At 32.9% G+C, this 21,404-nt stretch carries 17 protein-coding genes; all 17 read left to right on the forward strand.

The window, feature by feature from the left end; translation table 11 throughout:
* Positions 1–2: 2 nt before the first annotated feature.
* On the forward strand, positions 3–965 hold the full coding sequence (locus tag CDOMF_RS10455; protein ID WP_260953213.1) for an adenine-specific methyltransferase EcoRI family protein: 963 nt from the start codon (positions 3–5) through the stop codon (positions 963–965).
* Between the two features lie 7 nt (positions 966–972).
* Positions 973–1,578, forward strand: coding sequence for a hypothetical protein (locus CDOMF_RS10460; protein WP_260953214.1), 606 nt, complete (start codon positions 973–975; stop codon positions 1,576–1,578).
* 329 nt (positions 1,579–1,907) lie between these two features.
* Positions 1,908–2,573, forward strand: coding sequence for an AAA family ATPase (locus CDOMF_RS10465; protein WP_260953215.1), 666 nt, complete (start codon positions 1,908–1,910; stop codon positions 2,571–2,573).
* Between the two features lie 11 nt (positions 2,574–2,584).
* Positions 2,585–2,824 (forward strand): ribbon-helix-helix domain-containing protein, encoded by a 240-nt coding sequence (locus CDOMF_RS10470; RefSeq protein ID WP_260953216.1) that lies wholly within the window; start codon positions 2,585–2,587, stop codon positions 2,822–2,824.
* 140 nt (positions 2,825–2,964) lie between these two features.
* A complete protein-coding gene (locus CDOMF_RS10475) occupies positions 2,965–3,729 on the forward strand; it encodes a hypothetical protein (protein ID WP_260953217.1) in 765 nt (254 codons plus the stop codon).
* A 60-nt stretch (positions 3,730–3,789) separates the two neighbouring features.
* Positions 3,790–10,923, forward strand: a complete 7,134-nt coding sequence (locus tag CDOMF_RS10480; RefSeq protein WP_260953218.1) for an SNF2-related protein — start codon at positions 3,790–3,792, stop codon at positions 10,921–10,923.
* A 96-nt stretch (positions 10,924–11,019) separates the two neighbouring features.
* Complete coding sequence (locus tag CDOMF_RS10485) at positions 11,020–12,888, forward strand: hypothetical protein (protein WP_260953219.1); 1,869 nt, start codon at positions 11,020–11,022, stop codon at positions 12,886–12,888.
* 1 nt (position 12,889) lies between these two features.
* Positions 12,890–13,642 carry a hypothetical protein gene (locus CDOMF_RS10490; protein WP_260953220.1) on the forward strand — a complete coding sequence of 251 codons (753 nt, stop codon included), beginning with the start codon at positions 12,890–12,892 and terminating at the stop codon, positions 13,640–13,642.
* A 100-nt stretch (positions 13,643–13,742) separates the two neighbouring features.
* The gene (locus tag CDOMF_RS10495) at positions 13,743–14,702 is read left to right on the forward strand and encodes a hypothetical protein (protein WP_260953221.1); all 960 of its coding nucleotides are present in this window, start codon (positions 13,743–13,745) and stop codon (positions 14,700–14,702) included.
* Positions 14,703–14,708: 6 nt separating this feature from the next.
* The gene (locus CDOMF_RS10500) at positions 14,709–15,089 is read left to right on the forward strand and encodes a replication/maintenance protein RepL (protein WP_260953224.1); all 381 of its coding nucleotides are present in this window, start codon (positions 14,709–14,711) and stop codon (positions 15,087–15,089) included.
* Positions 15,090–15,092: 3 nt separating this feature from the next.
* Complete coding sequence (locus CDOMF_RS10505) at positions 15,093–16,376, forward strand: ATP-binding protein (protein WP_260953225.1); 1,284 nt, start codon at positions 15,093–15,095, stop codon at positions 16,374–16,376.
* A gap of 11 nt (positions 16,377–16,387) precedes the next feature.
* Complete coding sequence (locus CDOMF_RS10510; protein WP_260953226.1) at positions 16,388–17,020, forward strand: hypothetical protein; 633 nt, start codon at positions 16,388–16,390, stop codon at positions 17,018–17,020.
* Positions 17,021–17,233 (forward strand): hypothetical protein, encoded by a 213-nt coding sequence (locus tag CDOMF_RS10515; protein ID WP_260953227.1) that lies wholly within the window; start codon positions 17,021–17,023, stop codon positions 17,231–17,233.
* Between the two features lie 101 nt (positions 17,234–17,334).
* Positions 17,335–18,414 (forward strand): hypothetical protein, encoded by a 1,080-nt coding sequence (locus CDOMF_RS10520; RefSeq protein WP_260953228.1) that lies wholly within the window; start codon positions 17,335–17,337, stop codon positions 18,412–18,414.
* Between the two features lie 247 nt (positions 18,415–18,661).
* Entirely contained in the window at positions 18,662–19,270 is a 609-nt protein-coding gene (locus CDOMF_RS10525) for a hypothetical protein (protein WP_260953229.1), read from the forward strand.
* Positions 19,267–20,505 carry a hypothetical protein gene (locus CDOMF_RS10530; protein ID WP_260953230.1) on the forward strand — a complete coding sequence of 413 codons (1,239 nt, stop codon included), beginning with the start codon at positions 19,267–19,269 and terminating at the stop codon, positions 20,503–20,505. The genes CDOMF_RS10525 and CDOMF_RS10530 overlap by 4 nt, the downstream gene beginning before the upstream one ends.
* Entirely contained in the window at positions 20,502–21,404 is a 903-nt protein-coding gene (locus CDOMF_RS10535) for a hypothetical protein (protein ID WP_260953231.1), read from the forward strand. Before CDOMF_RS10530 ends, CDOMF_RS10535 begins: the two co-directional genes overlap by 4 nt.

Raw genomic sequence — 21,404 nt, forward strand, 5'->3', positions numbered from 1 at the left:
TAATGGCAACTAATCAAAAGCTCAATAAGGCAATGCAAGCTAAAAATGATGAATTCTATACGCGTAAAGCGGATATTGAAGTAGAAATTCAAGCTTATCTCGAGTTTAATCCTAGTTTGTTTGTAGGCAAAATCATTCTTTGCCCTTGCGATGATCCGACTTGGAGTAACTTCACAGCCTATTTTGTTGAAAATTTTGAAAAATTGGGCTTAAAAGAATTGATTAGCACTTGCTATGTGCAAAATGGTAAAGGTAAAATTTTACGAAAAACTGCAAGGAATACTGATTTGGCTTTTTTAAATGGCGATGGCGATTTTCGTAGCGATGAGTTGGTATCATTAAGAGATCAAGCCGATTTTATCGTAACTAATCCGCCATTCTCCTTATTTCGTGATTTTATAGCTTGGATTATGGATGGCAAAAAGCAGTTTGCGGTCATTTGCAATAAAAATTGTGTAACGTTCAAAGAGGTTTTTCCTAAAATTAAGGCTAATGAAATATGGTCTGGCTATCGTTCTTGGGCTGGCGGTATGTGGTTTGAAACTATTGATGAAAATGATGTAGATAAGGTAGAAAATGGAGTAAAGCTAAAAAATGTATCGTCCATTTGGCTAACAAATATTGAGCATAATCGTAGATACGATCCTATTGCTCTATATGAAAAAGAAGAAAATCTACTGAAATACCCTAGCCTTAAAGAAAAAAATGCTTATATAAAATACGATAATTACGATGCAATAGAGATTCCATTAACAAAAGCAATTCCGCGCAACTACAAAGGTATTATGGGTGTTCCGATTAGCTTTTTGGATAAATTTAATCCTTGTCAGTTTGAGTTAATCGGTGCAACCGAAAGCGAGGGTAAGGGGTTTTCAAATGGTCTTTGGATTTCTTCAAGCGGTATTGCGCAAGCTTGCGTAAATCAACAACGAGTTTATAAACGCGTATTTGTCAGAGCAAGGTAATAATGAGATGATAGATGTTGCAGATGTTATTCGATTTGAAATTAGCAGAACAGATTTAGTAACTTGTGTTGAGAATGCAAAAAATATCCTATCGGCAATTACTGATAGAAAAGATTTGCATAGTCGAGATGATTTAGAGCGATTTAATAATTTACTTATGGGCGAAATTTCTGAAATGATAGTTTTAAAATGGCTACATAGCAATGGCAAATATGCAGTATCCGCAGTAGATAAAACATCAAATCAGCCTGATTTAGGACACGATCTGCAACTACGTAAAAGCGATGGCGAGCCTATTCGCTGCTCGATTAAATCATCTTTATCAGCACTGAAAGACTTAAAAGACATTATTAAAAATTTTAAATTAGCGACAAAAAAAAGTGAATTAAGAGAAGTTAATATTCAAGTTTATTTTTGGCTCACAATCAATCCTGCTGATGGCAACAAAAGCAGAACAACTGTATTGAGTTTGCGCAATTCAGCAATTATTGGTTGGTTTGGATTGAATGATTTAGCTTGTTTTGAAAGCTATGCAACGGAAAATCGCGAAGTGCCAACAAAGCCATTGAGCGAAGCGCGTAGTATGAAAAGCTTATTGCCTCTTTTATCTTGATGTTATTTTCTCATTGGAGATATTTTAATGAAAAACGCGGATAAGGCTTTCTAGTAGCTGTAAAAATTTTTAAAAGTTCATTTGTATCAAGATCAAAATTGACCATTCTTTGGTATTTTATACTTTTTGACACGGCTTTATACTCCACTCCTCAATTAAAATCAAAAAAACATAAAGAATAGATAACTATTTTTATGTAATTTACTAAAAAAATATTGACAAAGGAATAATAATCTGATATACTACCAATACACTAACGATACGGTAGTGTTATGTTATTATTTTATAATTAATAGCGTAACACTAATTTCTTAACAGAAAGGAGAGTTATGATAATTTCAGTCGTAAATGAAAAAGGCGGCAGCGGAAAAACTACGATAGCTATCAATTTGGCTTTTAAGTTGGCTAATGAGGGTGTAGATGTTATGCTAATCGATGCCGATCCACAAAAAAGTGTTGAAGTGGTGCTTGATTATAGGGTAAATAATGGGCTTGATTTGCCTTTTAATTCCGTATCGAAAACTGGCGATAGCTTAGCTATGGAGGCAAAAAGCTTGGCGAATAAGTATGATAGTATTATAATCGATACTGGAGGCAGAGATAGCAAGGAAATGAGACAAGCTTTGTTGGTAAGTGATATTGTCCTAATACCTACTATTATCACAAGCGGTTTTGATCAGGCTGTTTTAGTTAAGATGTTAAATTTATTAGCAGAAACGTCCATAATCAATACAAAACTAAAGGCGTTGATTATAAACAATAGAGCCTCGACAAATCCAATGCTTCAAACAAAAAATATGAAGTATATGGATTTTTTAAAAGAGATTGAGTTGCCCGATAATATAAAACTAGCCAAAACAATACTATACGAAAGAGAAATTTATAAAAATGTAGTGTTTGACGGCAGAAGCGTTATCGAGATAGAGGGCGAAAATAAAGCGAAAAATGAAATTAGCTCATTATATGATGAGCTTGTGGAATTTGTAAGAAATTAAAAGGAGATACAATGAAAGACAATCCGTTCAAAAATAAAACAAACAATGAAACATTAAGCAAAGCAGAAAAAGATTTCATCAATAAAAATACTGATGAACCTATAAGTGAAGAAAAGGATGAAAAAATATTCGTTCATTTTCCTATTGATAAAGAGCTAAAAGAAAAAATAGTTAAGTATGCAAAGAGTGTCGATAGATCACAAAATTATGTTATGAGGCAGGCTCTTAAAGAGTGGTTTGCAGAAAAGTGAAATCTAGCCTCGCATGCAGAGCTGTGGCAAGTGTTAAAAATTTCTTAGGTTACAAAATGTAACCTTTTAAGCATAATTTAAAACTTAAAAATTTTTTTTATTATATTCTTGGGCTTGAATTTTTTATTAAAGGAGAAAAAATGGCAAGCTACACAGAATTGGCACAAACTGAGCTAGGAAAGGAAATGTTAAAATCGCAAGAGCGATCTCATCAGCTTTCTATGAACAAACACACAAACCAAATAGGCGAAGAGGTTTTTAACGCTTGGAATCCGTATAAGTTGCAAAGCAAATTTCCATTTGCCGTTACTATTGCAAATGCTTACGATCAAATGATAGATAGAACTATCCCAAAAGATATGATCATTTCCACTCGTTTTGAAAACTGGTTGATCAAAGAAAAAAATGAGCTTATGGTCGATAGCAAAATCAACAGAGACAACTATTTTAAGGAGCAGATGAATTTTGAGACTGGCGAAGTTACAAAAAATACGGGCTCGAATTTAGTGCAAGCAAAAATTGACTATCTAGTAAAGGAGCTTGAAAAACTAGAAAAGTCATTTAAAACCCATATGCAAAATAACCCTGATATAGCATTCGCAAGCAAAGAAGAGCTTGGAAAATGGCAAGAATACTATGAAAAACAGCTTCAAAACGTAAGAAACAATATCGAAGCTGGGAATTTTAGCGCATACGATAAAAAAGATGGTGAGAATGTTGTTGCCGCAGGGACAGAAGAAGATGCAAAGCAACACGAGATCAATATAGAGGCGAAGATAAAACAAATCGATACCGCAACTGCTGAGCTTGAACTAAGAACCGCTAAGCAAGAAGCCGATAAAATCGAGGCGGAAACATCGCAGGAAGATATGCCTGACTACACGCAAAGAAGACGACCGCAATAAATATATCGTTAGCCGACTTTAGTCGGCTAACTCCAAAAATGCATATATCATAGGTATTAAATGATCTACAATACACTTTTAGCAATTAGCGAAAATAATAAAATATACGGAACACTTATAGAAAGCGATAGGTTAGATATTCAAAATCTAAAAGATTTACAAGTCGATTTTTTCAAAAATACAATTGATACGGAAATCCATTTTTTTAACGGCGAATATATTTCGGACATAAATTTGGATGATTTTACTCAACAAATAACTACAAAAATTATTTTCAATAAAGATAACAACGAAATTTTAGTTTATAATGATAATAAAATAATACAAACCATACAAGGAGAGAATAATGTATATAGTATTGCCGAAACTAGCGGAAGAACAAATAATATCATACAAACAACAAACGATTTTGGAAGAAGCTCGAGCCGAGAATTTGAAAGAGAGCTTGGCAACAGCGATAATGGACAACATAATATCGGCACAGATGACGGAGAAAAAAAAGGAAATCTCATCCAAAATGTGGGATATAGCGGAAAATCCATTACAGATGAGCTTATCGGAGATATCAAAACTGATAGAGAAAGCGCCATCAAACCAACGGGGGACATACGACTATCAACTCAGCAAAGCACTAATGCCTTATCAGATAATGAATTTCCAAAATTTGAGCTTGGAGCAAGAATTGACAATTTGCTTAGATCAGAACTTGCAAACAAAATTATTTCAGCTTTTATCTCAAATTTTAATGGAACAAGAATTGGAGAAAACAGAACAGAGTTTGGAGAGCGAGATCAAGCAAGAGTTGGCTGGAGTGATAACGATATTGCAGAATATGGATACGACACGGATGATACAGGAGAACAAATATCATCAGAATATGACGGAGGAGGACAAAGAGAATTCTCAGGATCAGGATACTTGGGAGAGTTTGGACTTTTTAGCCAAAGAGATACAGACGCTAAACGGGAAGCTGGAGAGCCTGATAGAGAGTTTGCAAACGAGCAATCTACAAATCAATCAGAGCTTGGAGGATTTGAGAACGGAAATGATGAACATACTATCGGAGATAACGCAGGGCAAGAACAATTTACAGATGATCTCGAGCAATCCGAAACTAAATTCGATGATACAAATGGGCAAGGAGATAATGCAGAATTTGCCAGCTTCGACGACACCACAGATAGTAATGCAATTTTTAATGGCTCAACAGAGCAAGAATATATTGATGAGATTTATAGAGCAGAAGATAATGCCGATAACTCAAATATTTCTGAATTACATAGTCAAGATGAACCATCAGGAACTAACGAGCCAAATCAAACTGGAAGCGATGAGCTTAGCAAAGAGCAATCCGTCAATCAAACTTCCCAAACAGTGGAACAATTAGAACCTGATGAAGCAATAAAAGAAAACAATAAACTTTTTCTCACATTCTCATCATATCAATTTTTAGTCAAATATAAAGCAGAGGGATATAAAGGTAAATTCGATTTTAATTTGACGAAAAGAGAAAGGGTAAAGGCAAACTATGAAGCCTTAAAGCTTACTCAGATTATTTTAACCGATATTAATAGAAAAGACCCGATAGCTACGCCAAGCGAACAGGAAATACTGGCTAAATTTAGCGGATATGGCGGATTAAAAGAATTTTTCGTGGAAGATAGATTTCAAGAGCAAAGGTCCGAACTTTTAGAGCTTGTCGGTCAAGAAAATTTCGATGATTTGATGAGAAGTAGCGAAAATGCCTATTATACGCCTGATGATCTAATAACTAGAATGTATGACGGATTAAACGAGCTAGGCGTTAGCAAAAAAGAAAAGGTTTATGCATTAGAGCCTAGCTGCGGTATAGGCAGGTTTATATCTTTAGCTCCGAGCAATTTTATCTTTGAAGCAATAGAAAAAGATAAAATAACAGCTACGATCGCAAAGCTACTACATCCAAATATAAAAATTTACAATGATGGCTTCGAGAATGTAAATACTTATAGAGAATATGATGTCGTCGTAGGCAATCCGCCTTTTGGGCAAGATAAAATAAACGATTATAAAAGTCGCGGCAATAAACAAAGTATTCATAATTATTTTGCAATTAGGGCTGGAGAGCTGATTAAAGAGGGAGGCGTAGTTAGCTTTGTAATAAGTTCGTATTTTCTTGATAGTTCTACGGATACTCAACGATCGATTATGTCTGAAAACGGCGAATTTATATCAGCGTTTAGGCTGCCTAGTTCTATTTTTCAGCACACTGAAGTATTAACGGATGTATTTTACTACACAAAACTTGCCGACGAAGAAAAAGGTAACAAGGCTAGAAACAGTAATTTCTTAGTTTCAAGCAACAGGGCAAGAAGCTTTAGTAATCAACAAGAAATAGGCTTAAACGAATATTTTGATATTAATCCACAAAATTTAATCGGCTTGCCAGATGTTAGAACAAATCAATTTGGTCAGAATGTTTTAGCATTAGAGGAGGATAGTGGCAATAGATGGCAAGATGAGTTAAGAATTAGAATACACGAAGAACACGAGTTTAGAGGCGATATTTTTAAGCTTAATGAGCCAAATGTTACGCCTACGACGGAAATTCCTTTTTATGAGATGACGGATGAAGAAGTAAGATATATCTACAGCCTTGCTAATGGAAATTTGTTTGAATTTGATGGTAAATTTTACGTTAAAGATGATGAAAATAACTGCCACGAGGTTTATTTTGAAGATGATCTAAGCTTGGATAAAATTGATCTAGTCCCAAAAAATGATGTGATTGAAACAAAAAATAAAAATTTTACTTATAAAAGCTATTTAAATCACTTAGAATTTAGTCTATGCAAGAAAATAGTGGCTTTTAGAGACAAATTAAAAGAAGTCTTAAATGACGAAAAGACGATGCCTAATGATGATAATAGCAGCTTTGCTATTGAATTTAAAAAGCAAGCTCTACTGAATATGAGAGATGAAATCTTAAAAGATTCAGGTGCTAAATTTCTTAATTCAAACACAAGACACAAAAAAGATATCAATGGCAAAATAACAATGCACAATCTATCAAGCATAATAGACCTTGACGGCATTGATAGTTATAAGATTTATGCCACAGAAAATGAAATTAAAGATAAAAATGGCAAAAAATCCTATGTGCTAAGCGACTTTATGCGAAAACGCGTTTTATTTGCAAAAGAGCTTACTTTGGCGAATGACCCTGTTGAAGCATTAGCAAAATCGATTAATGATTTTGGAAAGTTGCAGGAGGACTATCTCACAACATATTTGCCAAGTATGAGCCTTGATGAAATTTTAACCGAGCTTACCCAAAAGAAACTGATTTTTAAAAGTTTAGAAAACAACGGCTATGAGCTAGCAAGCGAATTTCTAAGTGGAAATGTAAAAGCCAAACACGCCAAGATCGTTAAAATGATAAATGATAAAATTAGCTTTGATGGCGTTTCATTAACCCCGCAAGAAGTTGCTAACGAGCTTGAAGCGTATTTTCCTGATTTTGTAAATTATGAAGATTTGGAGGTAAATTTCGGTTCAAACTATGTTGATATTCAAATTTATGAAGATTTTATAAGACAAACATTCTTTTACGAGCCTGAAAAGATACAGGTAAAACTTGAGTATATAGACGGCACTTATGTTTTAAATGATTTTGAAATATTTAGCGAGAGGATCGCCGATGACGGCGTAACAATAGAAAAAAGATTTAAATTTGCCACGTCTGCCGACTTAAATGATAATGCGCTAAACGTAATGGTTAAAAATGAAGCTGGAGAAATAAAATTTAATACTAGGAAAATATTAGAACTTGTAATTAACAATCAAAGCCTAGAAGTTAAAAGATACGAAAAGCAGCTTGACGGCTCAATAAAAACAATAATCGAGCTAGCCCCGACAAAACAAGCAATGGATAACGCCGAGGTTATAAAAGAGCTATTTGATAGTTATTGCTTCAATAATGAAAAAGTTAGAGACAGCATAGAGCAAAGCTATAATCAGAAAATCAATGTTTTTGCAAGCAAGAACGTTAAATTTGATGAGTATCTAAAATTTGATGATTTAAATAACGATATAAAACTTCGCCCGCACCAAAAAGACGCAGTTTATAAAGGTATTATGAAAAATTCATTACTGCTAGATCATCAAGTGGGGGCTGGAAAAACTCTTGCCAGTATCGCGATAGCGATGGAGCAAAAACGTATGGGAATAATTAAAAAAGCCCTTGTTTTAGTTCCAAATCATCTTACGCGTCAATGGGCGGATGAGTTTTTACGCGCCTATCCTGCCGCAAATATACTTGTCGGCGATAAGATTGATAGTAAAAAAGCTAGAAAAGAATTTTTATATAAAGCTAGATTTGGCGAATTTGACGCTATCATTATGAAACATTCTACGTTTGAAAATATGAATGTAATGCAAAGCTATCAAGAGGACGTGATAAGAGATCAGATTGAAAATTTAACAAAGGCAATTGAAGAAAGAAAGGGTGCAAGAGAGAGCGAGAAAGACGAAAATAAATTTCAGATGTATCTTAATAATCAAATCGCAAAATTAAAAAGAAAGCTTGAAAAGCAGGCAAAAGGTAAGAAATTTGATGAAGAGATAGCATTTGAAGATCTAGGCATCGATGCTTTATTCGTCGATGAAGCTCACAATTTTAAAAATTTATTTATCAGCACGAATTTGCAAGGCGTAAAGGGCTTGCCGCTAACAGATAGCGATAAGGCTATGAAAATGCTATGCGCCACTAGATACTGCATAGAAAATGGCTATAAGCTATATTTTATGACTGGAACTCCAGTTAGCAACTCGATCAGTGAATTTTATATTATGCAAAATTATTTGCAACCGCAAGTGTTAAAAGAGCTAGGATTAAGTTTTTTTGATGATTGGCAAAAAGCTTTTACTAAAGTTACTCTAAATGAAGAGCTTGATAGTAGTGGAGTTAATTACAAGATAGTTCCACGTTTGGCGAAATTTATTAACGTTCCCGAGCTTATGAATATCTATAAGCAAAATACTGATATTGTCTCAAATGAAGATATTGAAAGTAAAATAGGCAAATTTGTCCCTAGTATAAAAGGCAATACGCCAACTAACATAATAATTCCTAGAAGCGATGAAATAGCGAATTTTATAGGCGTAGAGGACGAAAACGGCAACTATAATCAGGGTTCGATCATTTATAGGATGGATCATATCGATAAATCAAATAAAAAAGAGAATATATTAAGTCTAACTACAGAAGCAAGAAAAGCGGCTCTTGATTATAGAATGATAGACCCGTTTAGCCCAAAAACGGAAAATTCAAAAATAGCGGAGCTTGTAAGAAAGGCAATAGAACACTATAAAGACGAAAGCTATCCGAACGGAACTCAATTAATTTTTTGTGATATGGGCGTTTCAAAGCAAAATAGTCAAAAAATAGACATAAATAGCGATGCGTTAAGCTCATTTGAAACATTGGAGCAGATTGTATGCAGGCTGGAGCTTGATGTTATTGAAAACGAGGACGGTGAAAGCGTATATGTGAGATATCATCAAGGCAAAGATGGTAAAAAAACAGATAAGATTGTAAAAGAGTATAGCGTTGAAGAGCTAATAGAGGAGCAGGGCGATAAATTTGATGTGTATGCCGATATTCTAAAAGAGCTTGTAAAAGCTGGAGTAGCGCAAGAGCAAATCGCATTTATAGGCGATGCGAAGACAGACATAGCAAAGCAAAATTTATTTGAAAAAATGAATAGAGGAGAGATTAGGTTTTTGATCGGATCAACTTCAAAAATGGGAGCTGGGACAAATGTTCAGCGTCTAGGAGTAGCTATGCACGAGCTAGATTGTCCGTGGCGACCTTGCGATTTGCAACAAAGGCTAGGACGATTTATTAGGCAAGGCAATTATTGGTTTGAACGCGATCCGAATTTTGAAATGTCTGTGTATCGATATGCAACAGAGCAAACGTATGACGCTAGAATGTTTCAAGTTAATGAACAAAAGCTCCGTCCGCTAGCGCAAATAAAAAAAGGTAATTTTGGCGATGGAGTTAGGGTTTTTGATAGTATTGACGCGGAGGTGGCAAATATAGCCGAGATGAAAGCTTATGCGACTGGGAATATGTTTGTTTTAGAAAAACATCGTATTGCAAATTTTATACAAACCGAAGAGCGACTTTATGAGAACTACAAAAAATCAATTATTGCAAATGAAAAAAACTATAAAAAAGCGAATGCAAATATTGTCGAGGAGAAAGAAGCGATAGACTTCTTGCGAAATATCGTTAATTTAAAGATCGATGATAATGAAAACTACGCAATCAAAGCGTTTGGGATAGATACGACACGAAAAGCAAAAAGCAAAGAAGACGAAAATGATTTTAAATTAAGAAAAGAAAAGATCACCCAAATTTTAAATAAGTTTGCAAGGGGTGAAAGCGGGAAAGATATAGTTGCACTTGAATTAAAGGGCATAACGCTTATGTTGCAACATAAATTTACATACTCGATGTTGGACGGTAGCTCAAAATCTCACATAGAGGGTATTTTAAGCGACAAAAACGACAACACCTTTGCCCCGCAAAACCTAATTTTTACAGGAAGAATAGGGGCTTTATGTGTCGATATTAGCTATGACGGAATGCTTCAAAGAGTGGAAAATACGATTAAGAATGCAAATCATATATTCAATATACACAATAACAATCTCAAAGAGGCTGAAGACAAAGCTAAGCTTTATGGTAGGTTTTTAGAAAGCAATAAGTTAGATAATTATAATAGAGGCGATATTTTAAAGACTTTAAAAGAGGATTTAAAAAATATAAATGAAATTTTTAGAATTAGAAATGAATTGCGAAAACAAGGCATCGTCATAAATGACTTAAATGCCGAACAAATTGCCGATCTTGCTCCAAAATATCCGCAATTCTTAAACAAAAACGGCAAGCTAGAACCAAAAACTTCAATGGCAATCGATGATATATCAAGCGTGCAAACCCAAGAAGTCAAGGCACAAGAGCAGGTTGAGCAAAGTAACCAGCCACCAAGTGTTGATATCCAAATTGATGGCAAAATAGAGCCGATAGAAATCAAATTAAAAGAGTATAGCGACCAAGATACGGAAGAAGAAAAATTTAATATTATTTTAGAAAACGACAGAATTCTAAAAGAAGCTAGGCGGGCTAAATCTATTTTAGGATAATAATCAAGTTTTTTTTAGTAATTTACTAAAAAAATATTTACAGAAAATATTTTTTTTGATATAATCAACAAGTTTTATGTTAGTAAGGAGATGGCAATGCTAAAACTTAGCTTATACGGTGCAAATTTTGAAGAACTGAATATCAATAACTTATCAAAAAGAGGCGTTTTTTATTCGCTACAAACCTTTTGGAACGGGGATGAGAGAAGCTATATAGATTATCTTGAATCGATAGGTATTGATTACTTTAATAACTTAAATAATATATTTTCATTTAATAAATCTTTAAATGAAGATATTGAAAAATTTAAATATGCAATTTCTAGCGGGAATACTGGAAATTTTGATTTTAAAGCCATTCCGTTATTTACCAATAAAAATCTACAACCTATACAAGATAGTCAATATTTAAAACTAAACATTGACTTAAGAGAGATACAAGATCGCTCAAAAATAGATGAAATTAAAGATATTTTTCTTATGACGCCTAGTGTATCGCTCGTAGATTTTAAAGAGGCAGGAGAAGAAAATTTAAGTCTTGTATTCCATAAGCGTGGAGCAATGAAATATTTTGATGATTACTTGCTAAATATAGCGAAAGATAAAATCCAGCTATTAGAAAATTTTAAAGTGCCAAAGGATAATAGCTTTATAGTTACTAGATTTTTGCTAGATATTTCGCACAAGCTAAAGGAAGTTGGAATAGATGAAGTCTTTGGATATAGCTATGAGCAAGGATCGCAGATAAAAGAAATTTCAAAAAGTGTCGATGAGATTATTTTTTGGGGAGGGCTAAATTTAGCAGAAAAGGAAAAACAAAAATCTATCGAGCGTCAGAACGAAGAGATCTCAAAAAATGCAAAAGAGATAGCAAAGGCAGAGATAAAAGAGGAAAGAGATGAAAAAAGAAACTCTTTGCCAAAAGATTCAACAATCCAAATTTTGCAAACAGAGAAACAAAATCCTAAAGTATTCAATATTGCATCTATGTCAGAACCTGCAAAACAAAACGAAAAATATGCAGATGTTCCAAAGGTGAATATTGATAAAATCATTGAAGAGAGCTTTTCTTTATATACGCAAAAAGAATTTGAAAAAACAAAACTCAGGCTAGAAAAAGCCCAAAGCGATTCAAAAAGCGCGTATATTGATTTAAAAGAAAACCTAAATAACGGTCTTTCTATAAATGAAGCGATAAAAAATATAACTCAAAAATACAGAAATGAAGATACCATAAATTTTGCCTCCCTGCTTTTTACCAAAGATATCTTAAATTTAAAATTCAAAGAGCAAGAAATAACTGAACTAAAAAATGAACTAGATATTGCCAAAAAAGCGGAAGATGAGCTTTTAGAGCAGATTGCGAAGCGCGAGGATACTATATCCAAGCAAAAAGGCACTATTCAGCTTAAAGTTAATGAAATGACGCAACTAAGAGAAGAGTTTGAAAGTGAGTTAGAGGTATTAAGAGAGGCTGATAATAAGCTTAAGGTTTTAACGCAATATTCAAATGAGCAAGATCAAACGATAGCCGATATGGATAAAGAAAATGAAGAGCTAAATGAAGAGCTTCAAGAGGTAAAACAAGATAATATCAGTCTAAGGGCTAAGAATGACTATTTGCAAAAAACAATTAAAGAGCATAGCGAAAAAATAACCCTTTTGGAAAAAGAGGTAAAAGACGGTTATAAATTTCAAATCGATAACGAGAATTTAAAAGCTAAGCTAGAAAATCAAACTCAAAAAAATACATTTTTAGAGGAAGAAATCAAAAAAGGATATGTGTCGGAAAATAAGATATTTAAGCTTGAGTTAGAAAATCAGAGCCTAAAAGAAAGAGAAAAATTTTTGCAAGAACAAATTGACTATTTAAAAGAAGAATTAAAGCAGGCAAAAAATATAAAAAGCGAAAGTGAAGATCCAAAGGATCACAAAATACAAAGAAGCAAAGATATTTTAAATTAAAATGCTACAAAAAGCTAGAAGTGCGAATTCAAAGAGCTTCTTAAGAGAGCTAGAATTTGCGCTTATTATTATACCAGATGACAATGTTAGAAATTATTTTTTAAAAAAACTGGCAGAAGTTTTTGCAAAGAGAAAAGACCCAAGCCAACTCTTTACTGGCGAAAAAGCCGTTAAAAAAGAAATTCTAGCCTACCTTAATCAACAAGGAGAGGTTAAAACGGCTAATATTTGGTGTAGGAATATCGATCTTAGCATTGAGGCGATAGAGGAGCTAAACGCAACTCTAACAGATAGATTATTAGCCGCTGGCGTGATCGGAATTGTAGAAATTCACTTGCAAGATAGAGAAATAAATTCGCCTCACATTCAATTTGTAGGAACAAATGCTGAGTTTGCCGAACGCATTATCGCGCAAACGCTAGTGGATTTTAAATTTGAAATTAGTGTTGAAAGTGCGATCGGCAAAAAAGAGGATTTTATACCATATTATGAAATTGATGATAGGGCTAGAACGGCTGATTTACAAGATACGATCGAATATGTCGAAGAGAAAAAGAAACAAGAATTTGATGCATTTGCAAATAGATTTGACAGGGAAGCTGAAAAGACGCAAGAGTTATTAAAGAAAATAAAAGAACGAACTCAAAATCTTAAAAAGACGATGCAAAGCAGCGATGAAATTTTTGCAAAAGACATTGCTGAACGTCGTAAAAAACTTAGAAAAATAAGAAAAAGAATAATTAAGCGTAGATAAGTTATTGTTTTCTTGTAAATTACAAAAAATATATTGACAAAAATAAAAAAATATTATATACTCATTTTTAGTAATTAACTTTTAAAAAGTGGTATAAGGAATGAAAGCTAATATAGTCAGCTTAGATAGCAAACGCAAAAAACGTATAACGCTTTATGATCATACGAAAGAAATCGTCGATCAAAATACTGGCGAGGTAAGTAGAACTATACACTCTTTTACAAAAGAAACTACTACAAAAGACGAATTTGTAAAACTCTACCTTGAGAATATCAACTATTTGCAAATCTTGTCAAATTCCGAGCTAAAAATACTTCTCTATGCGATTAAGAGAATTGATTATACAAACTCTTTTTCTTTCTCATCAAACTTTATTGGATATTTTTTAGAAAATAAAATACTTAGCAGATCGGCGGTGTATAAAAGTTTTAAGGCTTTAGTTGAAAAGCAAGTATTCTTAGAAGCAACAGACGAGCTTAAAAAAGAATTTGAATTATATGGAGATGATATATATTTCATACATCCTGATATTGCCAGCAAGGGCAGCTTCTTACAATTAAAAGAACTAAAAAGAACCATAGTCCAAACCTTTGATTTTACAAATCTTACTATGAAACAAGAGCTTATTACCGAAAACAAGTATGATGAGCTTGATGACGTGAGGGATAATAGCAAAGATTACGAGATTAAATCTATATCTTACGATAAAAAAGACAGAGAAGAGAAAACTGAATTTATAGTTGGGAAAAAAGAGGATCATTCGGATGTCATCATAGATGTGGAAGCCAAAGACGGACAAGAAGAGCCTAATTTATTTAATACTATTCCGTCAGAATTATCATCTGTAAGCAATATCTTAATTGACAGCAGTAAAAAAACTGACAATAAAATTGAGATATTAAAACTGGAGCTGGAGCAATCTCAACTGCAATTAGACAAGGCAAATTTGTATAAAAATAAAAACGAATTATCGCAAGTAGATTTTGATTATAAACTCGCCGATATAAATATGAAAGAAGCAAAAATTAAACTAACTTTAGAATTATTAAAAAAAGGATAGCATAAGATGAGTAATTTAAAAGAACAGTATCTAAATGATATGAAAAGTTACTTGGGGACTGGAACGCATAATAAATTAATGTTGGCTATATTAGAAAGAGTAGATGAAAATAATGAGATAGTATTACTCAAGCCACTCAAAGAAGAGATATCAAAAGAGACTGGATTAAACGTAACGACAATAAATAGTCGTATACCGCTCCTTATAGCTAGCGGACTCATAATACGAAAATCTACATTGGAATCAAAAGAGGCAGTCTATGTTTTAAATCCTGATATTTTTGGAAACAAAAACTGGAATGAGATAAAAAAGATAAGCATAAACATAGAATATGATCTCTCTAAAAACAAAAGAAATAAAGATATAAAAATAGAATACAAGGGATAAAAAATGAACTTATTTTCTAAACCGCAACCTCCTAAAATCGGGGGGGGGGGGTTAAATCACCTTTCTCAAGATAGTGCAAATAAAAAAGAAGAATTTGCCGTAAATTATTGGCTCATAGCCAAAGATGCCGTTTATTACAGGGACAAAGAATACTTACTAAATAAAATAGAGCAAGTATTAGGCTTTAGACCTAAAGATAACGGCGGACACAGCGTATGCATACTGCCTAGCGATACTCAAGTAAAGAATTTTCTCTCAAGTATTGATGGAACAAATTATATACTTATATCCACTACACCGCCTTCAAAGGATTTTACAGAGCTTTTTATAGTAAAAAATCTTCCTAATAAATACGGATTTCTTACATCTCAACAAAAATTTTCAAATATCAATGAAGCTCAAGCATTAGAAGCGGAGCTTGGATTATCCGTAATAAATAGCCCTTTTACCCTTAAAGACGTAGGCGGCGCAAAGCCACTAAAAGATTACACCGCGCAACTTATCAACGCTGAGAAATATGGCTATAAAGCAAAAGGAATTTTTCTTGTAGGAATACCGGGTACAGGTAAAACTTTTTTCCCAAAATGCTTTGCTGGAGAACTAAATCGTAAGCTAATAGCCCTAAATTTATCTCAAATAATGGATAGTGATGAACCTATCAGTAAAATAAATCAGATTTTTAGCTACCTAGATGAACGAAATAAAAAATTCCCTGATGAAAAATTCGTTATTTTGATCGATGAGATTGAAAAGATGATTGGCAATACATCTCCAAAAGAAAAACAGATGCTTGGACGCTTGCTTACCGTCCTAAACGATATTCATACGCCTGCTTGCGAATATGAGTTTAATGCCATATTTTTTGCTACTGCAAATGATTTGGCGACCATACTAGATAATAACCCCGAATTTCTACGTAGAGGTCGCTGGGACGAGCTGTTTTTTATTTCGCTCCCTACGCAAGAATATGCAAAAGAGATGTTTGAAATTTATATACGTAAATTTAAACTGGATTATATGCTTGAAATAATGAACCTAGATAAAATTTTTGCGCTTATAGAGAATTTATATCAAAAAGACAATCCTATATCCAACAAATTTCCATACACCCCAGCAGAAATTGAAAACTTTTGCAAAAGAATAGATTTTCTTAAAAAGGCAAAAGGAGATGATTTTAGCACCAATGATATCAAAGATTGCGTTGCTATGATTATACCGCTAGGCAAATCCGCAAAAGATGGCATCAATAAAATGGTCGGACAAAAAGAGCTCTTTATCGAAATTTAAAAGGATAAGCAATGTTAATAAAAGAGTATTTTGATTTTTATGAACAGCACAAAAAGACAGATGGCAAGCTGAAAAAATTTAGCTTGATCGATAAAAAGCTATCAATAGTTACTTTCTTTAAAAGAAATAAGAAAAACCTGATTAAAAACATAAATTTTATGTATTTTGATAGCGATGAAGAATATTTAATGCAGGTTTATAATTCTGATAAAGCAAATCTTATTTTCATAAATACTAGATTGACAAAAGATGTATTGTCCATTTTTACAAATAAGCAGGAGTATGAAAATTACCTTACTATTTACGGCACTTTTTGCATTTTGCTTAATCAAGATTTAAAAATAACAAGCCTAAGCGATACAAGAATTCCAGTTTTTATTAGAGATTTTTTAAAAGACCTTACATATTTCATTTTTTACTGCGATGATTTTCATCTCAATTTACAAGATTTTGTACATGATAATTTTACGCTAAGAATGATATATAAATATGGCTATGATCTACTGTTTAATATCTTTTTGGCTTTTGACGACGGCAGAATAAACGATCGGGATGTTGTCTTATTTTTTGAAAATGAAATATTGGAAGAAAATAGCTTGAGGGGTCTTTATAATAGTTTTCTTCCAAATATAAAGGGATTTTAGATGGACGCAATCAAAGAGAATGAATATATTTGGTTGCCTATGAAAACGTATTGTAAGCTGAAAAATATTACACGCAAGACTTGCTGGCAACAGAGAAAAGAGAAAAAACTAATATATAAAACGGAGAAAAATAAAATTTTCATAGCCATTGACAAGAATAGTTGTTTTATTAACAATAAAAATGAGTATTTTATTTTTAATAGTCAGCTTTAGAAAACTACGTTACAAAATGTAACCTTTTAAGGTTATTTTAAAACAAAAAAAGTTTTTTTAGTGTATTTTGGCAAATATAAATTTTCTATAAAGGGTAATAGATGTCAGCCATAACCACTACTGAAGAGCATATATTGGCTTTTGCCAAATATGCTAGAAATTCCGATGATGAAACTATCGTTCAAGCTAGCGATAGTCTGCTTTTGCTTTTTGAGGCGAACAAAAATAAAATGGACTTAAACGGTAGCAATGCTTTTGAGGAGTTATATTTTCAAGAAATCGAGCGAAGCGGAAATGAAAGCGAAACCTTTTCTAAGTTTAACAACTATCAAATTTTTACAGAATTTTCAAAATGCTATGACAAGCTAAAAGATAATTCTTTAGATGAAGAGCAAGCAACGCAAGAATTTAAAGATAAAGTTGAAACAATAAAAGGGTTTGAAGCTAATTTTGCAGAGTTGGAAAAAGAATTTAGTATCAACTGTCAGCTAAAAGATGAAAAAGAGACGCTTAAATCAGAAATTGCAGAACTACAAAGTGGCTTTACACAGCCTGAACCTATTAAATTTGATGACCTATTTGGCAATTTTACACTAAAAGTTCAACCGCAGGAAATGGTAAATTTCATAAATGATAAAGAACAAACAGAGTTTCCGTTCAAAAGCCAAGATACGCTAAAAAATCCTGCCTTTATGCGTTCTTTTTATAAAGAAATGCTCGGAAAAAGTAATTTGGAAATTCAGGATATGATAAAAAAAGTAAAGGAAAAAAATCGTGCGCTAGAAAGAGAGATAAATGAATTTAAAGCGCAAAAGACGGCTCTTTTAGTCGAGCTTAATCAAGCCTTAACGGCTAATCAAACATTAAGCACCGTAAATCAAAACAAAGAAGAGATACTGAGTGCAGAGTTGGCTATGGATACAGCGCAAAAAATTTCTAATGATCCGCAAGGGGCTACCGATCAAGATCAACAGGTAATGAAAGCCGATAAAGATGTAGAAGAGGCTCAAAAAGAGCAAAAAGTAAATGAGCCGCAAAAGGATACAGAGCAAGATCGGCAGATTGTAGAAACAAAAACAGAGCAGCCAGACGACAATTCTATTCCTGATTGGCAAAAAGAGATGTTAAAAGTTCAAGAAGATCAGGATGAAGAAAACAACAAGAAAAGACTAAGAAGATGATAGCATTTGAAAAGCAATATACTCTAAAACAAGGAATATTCTACTTCCTAGCGACAAGATTAAATTTGATAATTTTGTTATCAATTTATTTTTATGTTGATAATTTTATGGATTTTTTTCTAATTTATCCAGTATCGGTTCTTGTTGCGTATAGATTTTTTTATGATCAAACTAAACTTGATAATCCATATAACACCTTTTTATATGAAAAATTTATTTCACTTATTAGAAAAATAAGGAGCTTACAATGATTGATTTGCAACAAGAATATGCTAATCAAAATAATCCTGCTATGCAAATTGTTAAAAAAACTGCGACAGGAACAAAAAATATATTCTCGGCATTCAGTGAAAATTGCAAAAATGTAATGGCAAATTTGGATCAAAAAAAGATCGATGTTAATGTCAGCGATTCTATAAACGATAAAACGTTATTTGCATTTTTAGCCGATATTTTAAAAAGCTTCAAAGGCGAAAAAAATGAACTTTTAAAAGAGCTTAAAAGAAACGAAGAGCTAACCAAGCAAAAGCTTGATCTCGTGTTAAAAGAAGAATTAAGAGAGAATAATTTTTTAACTGCCGAGAACAAGAAAAATATTGAAAGATTTCTTGATACTCAAGTAGGCAGTGAGATAACGAATGAAATTTTAGCAAAAAAGATTACTCAAATTAATAATTTTACAGAAGAGGCTCAAAAACGCGGAATGCCACAAGCGGATATACAAAATAAGCTTGACGATCCTCGATTTTCAATCAGACCAAGCGACGTTGTAAGTATAGATTTACAAAATAAAGCAGTAAAAGATACTGTTTCGCAAGCTAGCGAGCTAGTAAAAAAAGCAGTGCTTAAAAAATGAAATTACATATAATTGATGAAAATGTGATTATAAACAGCAAGTCGGCTGAAATTGAAATAAGCGATTTCGATTTAACGATTTATGATAAAAATAGGCTAGTTGAAATTTTAGAAAATATCAATGAAAAATATCATAACCAAGGATTGAGCGATTATATAAGCCAATATCATAAGCTAAAACCGCAAAAGAAAAAAACCGCCCAAATCAGTTTATTTGATTTTGATGTAGATAACAATTTTAATGAGGTTATCGGCGCAAAAACAGATTTTGAAGAAAAAGAAAATTTGGGTAATATTAAAGCAAATTCCATACAAGGAGACATAAATGAGCGCGATAATAAATATGCAAGAAGTAATGAGCCAACTGAGCGAGCCGACCAAGAACAAAGCGCGAAGCTTTTACAACAACCATCTGCTGAGCTCGACAAACGATCAGCTAAAGAAACTAACGCCTATGAGTATGAAAATAGTGGAATATATAGCACTGGAGGAATACAACAAAGCTCCAACCAAAATAAACGAACAGAAATTGAACTTAATACAGGCAAGGCTAATTCTATTCAAGATGAAAGAAGAGATGCACAGAGAGAGTATGAGACTTCACAAGCGTATAATGAGCAATCTATCGCGGAAAGAAGAATTGCTGGAAAAACGCAAAGAGACAATGAGCAAAGTAGAGAGCTTAATAGAGCAAAAGAGAGCATTAGGGATATTGTAACCCAAAAGGAAATCGATGATCTTATGGCGGGAATGCCAAGCTTTGATGAAGACATAGATGAAATAGACAAGAGCCTGCAAGAAGATTTAAAATCAATGCGGCTCTTATCCGAACTACAAGAGAACTGCTACGACTTAGCCGTTAAGCTAATGGATATTAAAACCGTTGAGAACTTTTATAAATCAGTTAATAACTCCAAAGGATTTTCTGAGAAGTTTTTTGAAACAAACCTTAACTATAAAGCCAAAAAAGCCGATTATGATTTTCTAAATTTTAACGAAAAGGCGAGAGAATTTTTTACATATTTTCTTAGCCTAGCGGTGGCTCAAGGCAAAGCCTCTAAAATAGATATGCCAACTTCAGAGATGGTAGGTAAAATGCTGTTACATCAAACAAATAACCTTTCGATACTAAACGCAGCCATAGAACAATCAGCTAATAACTTAGAATATATAATGGGCAAAGTGGCAGATTTAAAAGAACTGGACGAAAGCAGTAAAAAAAGGTATAGACGATGATAGTCTTAGTTATGTTTCTTGTAATAATATTTTTTACCTATATAAGCAATAAAGGTAATCTTGAGGTCAAATCTTTAATAGAATTCTCTAGTTTTATTCTAGCAATCTTTACGATAGGTCTTTTTATAATAATTAGCTCATTTGATGAGCTAAAGCCAAATTTATTCTATCTTTTACCTATTCCTTGCATTCTTTACTTACTAAAATATATTAGTGAGTCAATTCAATCAAAACCTCTTACGATAGTTGCCAACCAACAAAGATACTTCAAAGATGCAATAGCTCAAAGAATAGTAAAATTCTATGAAAATCGCAAAGAAAAGAAATCAAATCGAATTGAGGTTTTTGTAAATGAAGAGAACAAAAAAATAATAATCAACGATACGATACGCCCGCAATTTTTTATAAATTACTTTGGTTTTAATGGAACAAAGATACAAAATTTGGCTGAACTAGAAAAAAGCGATGTCTTTAAATCCGTCTTTAATAAGGTAAAAGATTTCATTAAAGATTTGGAGGTTAAAGTAGATTTTGATAAAGAACTGCAAAATAACAACTTTATAGCCGAATTTTTCTTAATGGATTTATGGGAGCGATATACGCCAAAGTTTAATATAAGTGTTGCAAATTTGGATATTTTGGCGAGAAGCGAGAATGAAAAGGAGTTTTTGGGAGCTATCGATCTGCTTAACCTGAATTGTATAAAATTTAAAGGAGCGGGTATGTATTATGCTTATTTGGAGTTTAAAGATAGGCTAAAGGACTTTATACCCGAGCTTAGAATAGATGGTGTAAGTCAAGTAAATACAGATATAATCCCTACTGAGGGAACATTTGATGAAAAATACGCAAATGAAAACGATAGTTCAAAGACAATTTATAAGAATAAAGAGGAGTAA

It is taken from the genome of Campylobacter sp. RM16187, from assembly GCF_025319965.1.
GTDB lineage: Bacteria > Campylobacterota > Campylobacteria > Campylobacterales > Campylobacteraceae > Campylobacter_A.

Excerpts from the sequence above, each read along its gene's own strand:
- CDOMF_RS10455 (WP_260953213.1), top strand. The coding sequence starts at position 3 with ATGGCAACTAATCAAAAGCTCAATAAGGCAATGCAAGCTAAAAATGAT.
- CDOMF_RS10460 (WP_260953214.1), top strand. The coding sequence starts at position 973 with ATGATAGATGTTGCAGATGTTATTCGATTTGAAATTAGCAGAACAGAT.
- CDOMF_RS10465 (WP_260953215.1), top strand. The coding sequence starts at position 1,908 with ATGATAATTTCAGTCGTAAATGAAAAAGGCGGCAGCGGAAAAACTACG.
- CDOMF_RS10470 (WP_260953216.1), top strand. The coding sequence starts at position 2,585 with ATGAAAGACAATCCGTTCAAAAATAAAACAAACAATGAAACATTAAGC.
- CDOMF_RS10475 (WP_260953217.1), top strand. The coding sequence starts at position 2,965 with ATGGCAAGCTACACAGAATTGGCACAAACTGAGCTAGGAAAGGAAATG.
- CDOMF_RS10480 (WP_260953218.1), top strand. The coding sequence starts at position 3,790 with ATGATCTACAATACACTTTTAGCAATTAGCGAAAATAATAAAATATAC.
- CDOMF_RS10485 (WP_260953219.1), top strand. The coding sequence starts at position 11,020 with ATGCTAAAACTTAGCTTATACGGTGCAAATTTTGAAGAACTGAATATC.
- CDOMF_RS10490 (WP_260953220.1), top strand. The coding sequence starts at position 12,890 with ATGCTACAAAAAGCTAGAAGTGCGAATTCAAAGAGCTTCTTAAGAGAG.
- CDOMF_RS10495 (WP_260953221.1), top strand. The coding sequence starts at position 13,743 with ATGAAAGCTAATATAGTCAGCTTAGATAGCAAACGCAAAAAACGTATA.
- CDOMF_RS10500 (WP_260953224.1), top strand. The coding sequence starts at position 14,709 with ATGAGTAATTTAAAAGAACAGTATCTAAATGATATGAAAAGTTACTTG.
- CDOMF_RS10505 (WP_260953225.1), top strand. The coding sequence starts at position 15,093 with ATGAACTTATTTTCTAAACCGCAACCTCCTAAAATCGGGGGGGGGGGG.
- CDOMF_RS10510 (WP_260953226.1), top strand. The coding sequence starts at position 16,388 with ATGTTAATAAAAGAGTATTTTGATTTTTATGAACAGCACAAAAAGACA.
- CDOMF_RS10515 (WP_260953227.1), top strand. The coding sequence starts at position 17,021 with ATGGACGCAATCAAAGAGAATGAATATATTTGGTTGCCTATGAAAACG.
- CDOMF_RS10520 (WP_260953228.1), top strand. The coding sequence starts at position 17,335 with ATGTCAGCCATAACCACTACTGAAGAGCATATATTGGCTTTTGCCAAA.
- CDOMF_RS10525 (WP_260953229.1), top strand. The coding sequence starts at position 18,662 with ATGATTGATTTGCAACAAGAATATGCTAATCAAAATAATCCTGCTATG.
- CDOMF_RS10530 (WP_260953230.1), top strand. The coding sequence starts at position 19,267 with ATGAAATTACATATAATTGATGAAAATGTGATTATAAACAGCAAGTCG.
- CDOMF_RS10535 (WP_260953231.1), top strand. The coding sequence starts at position 20,502 with ATGATAGTCTTAGTTATGTTTCTTGTAATAATATTTTTTACCTATATA.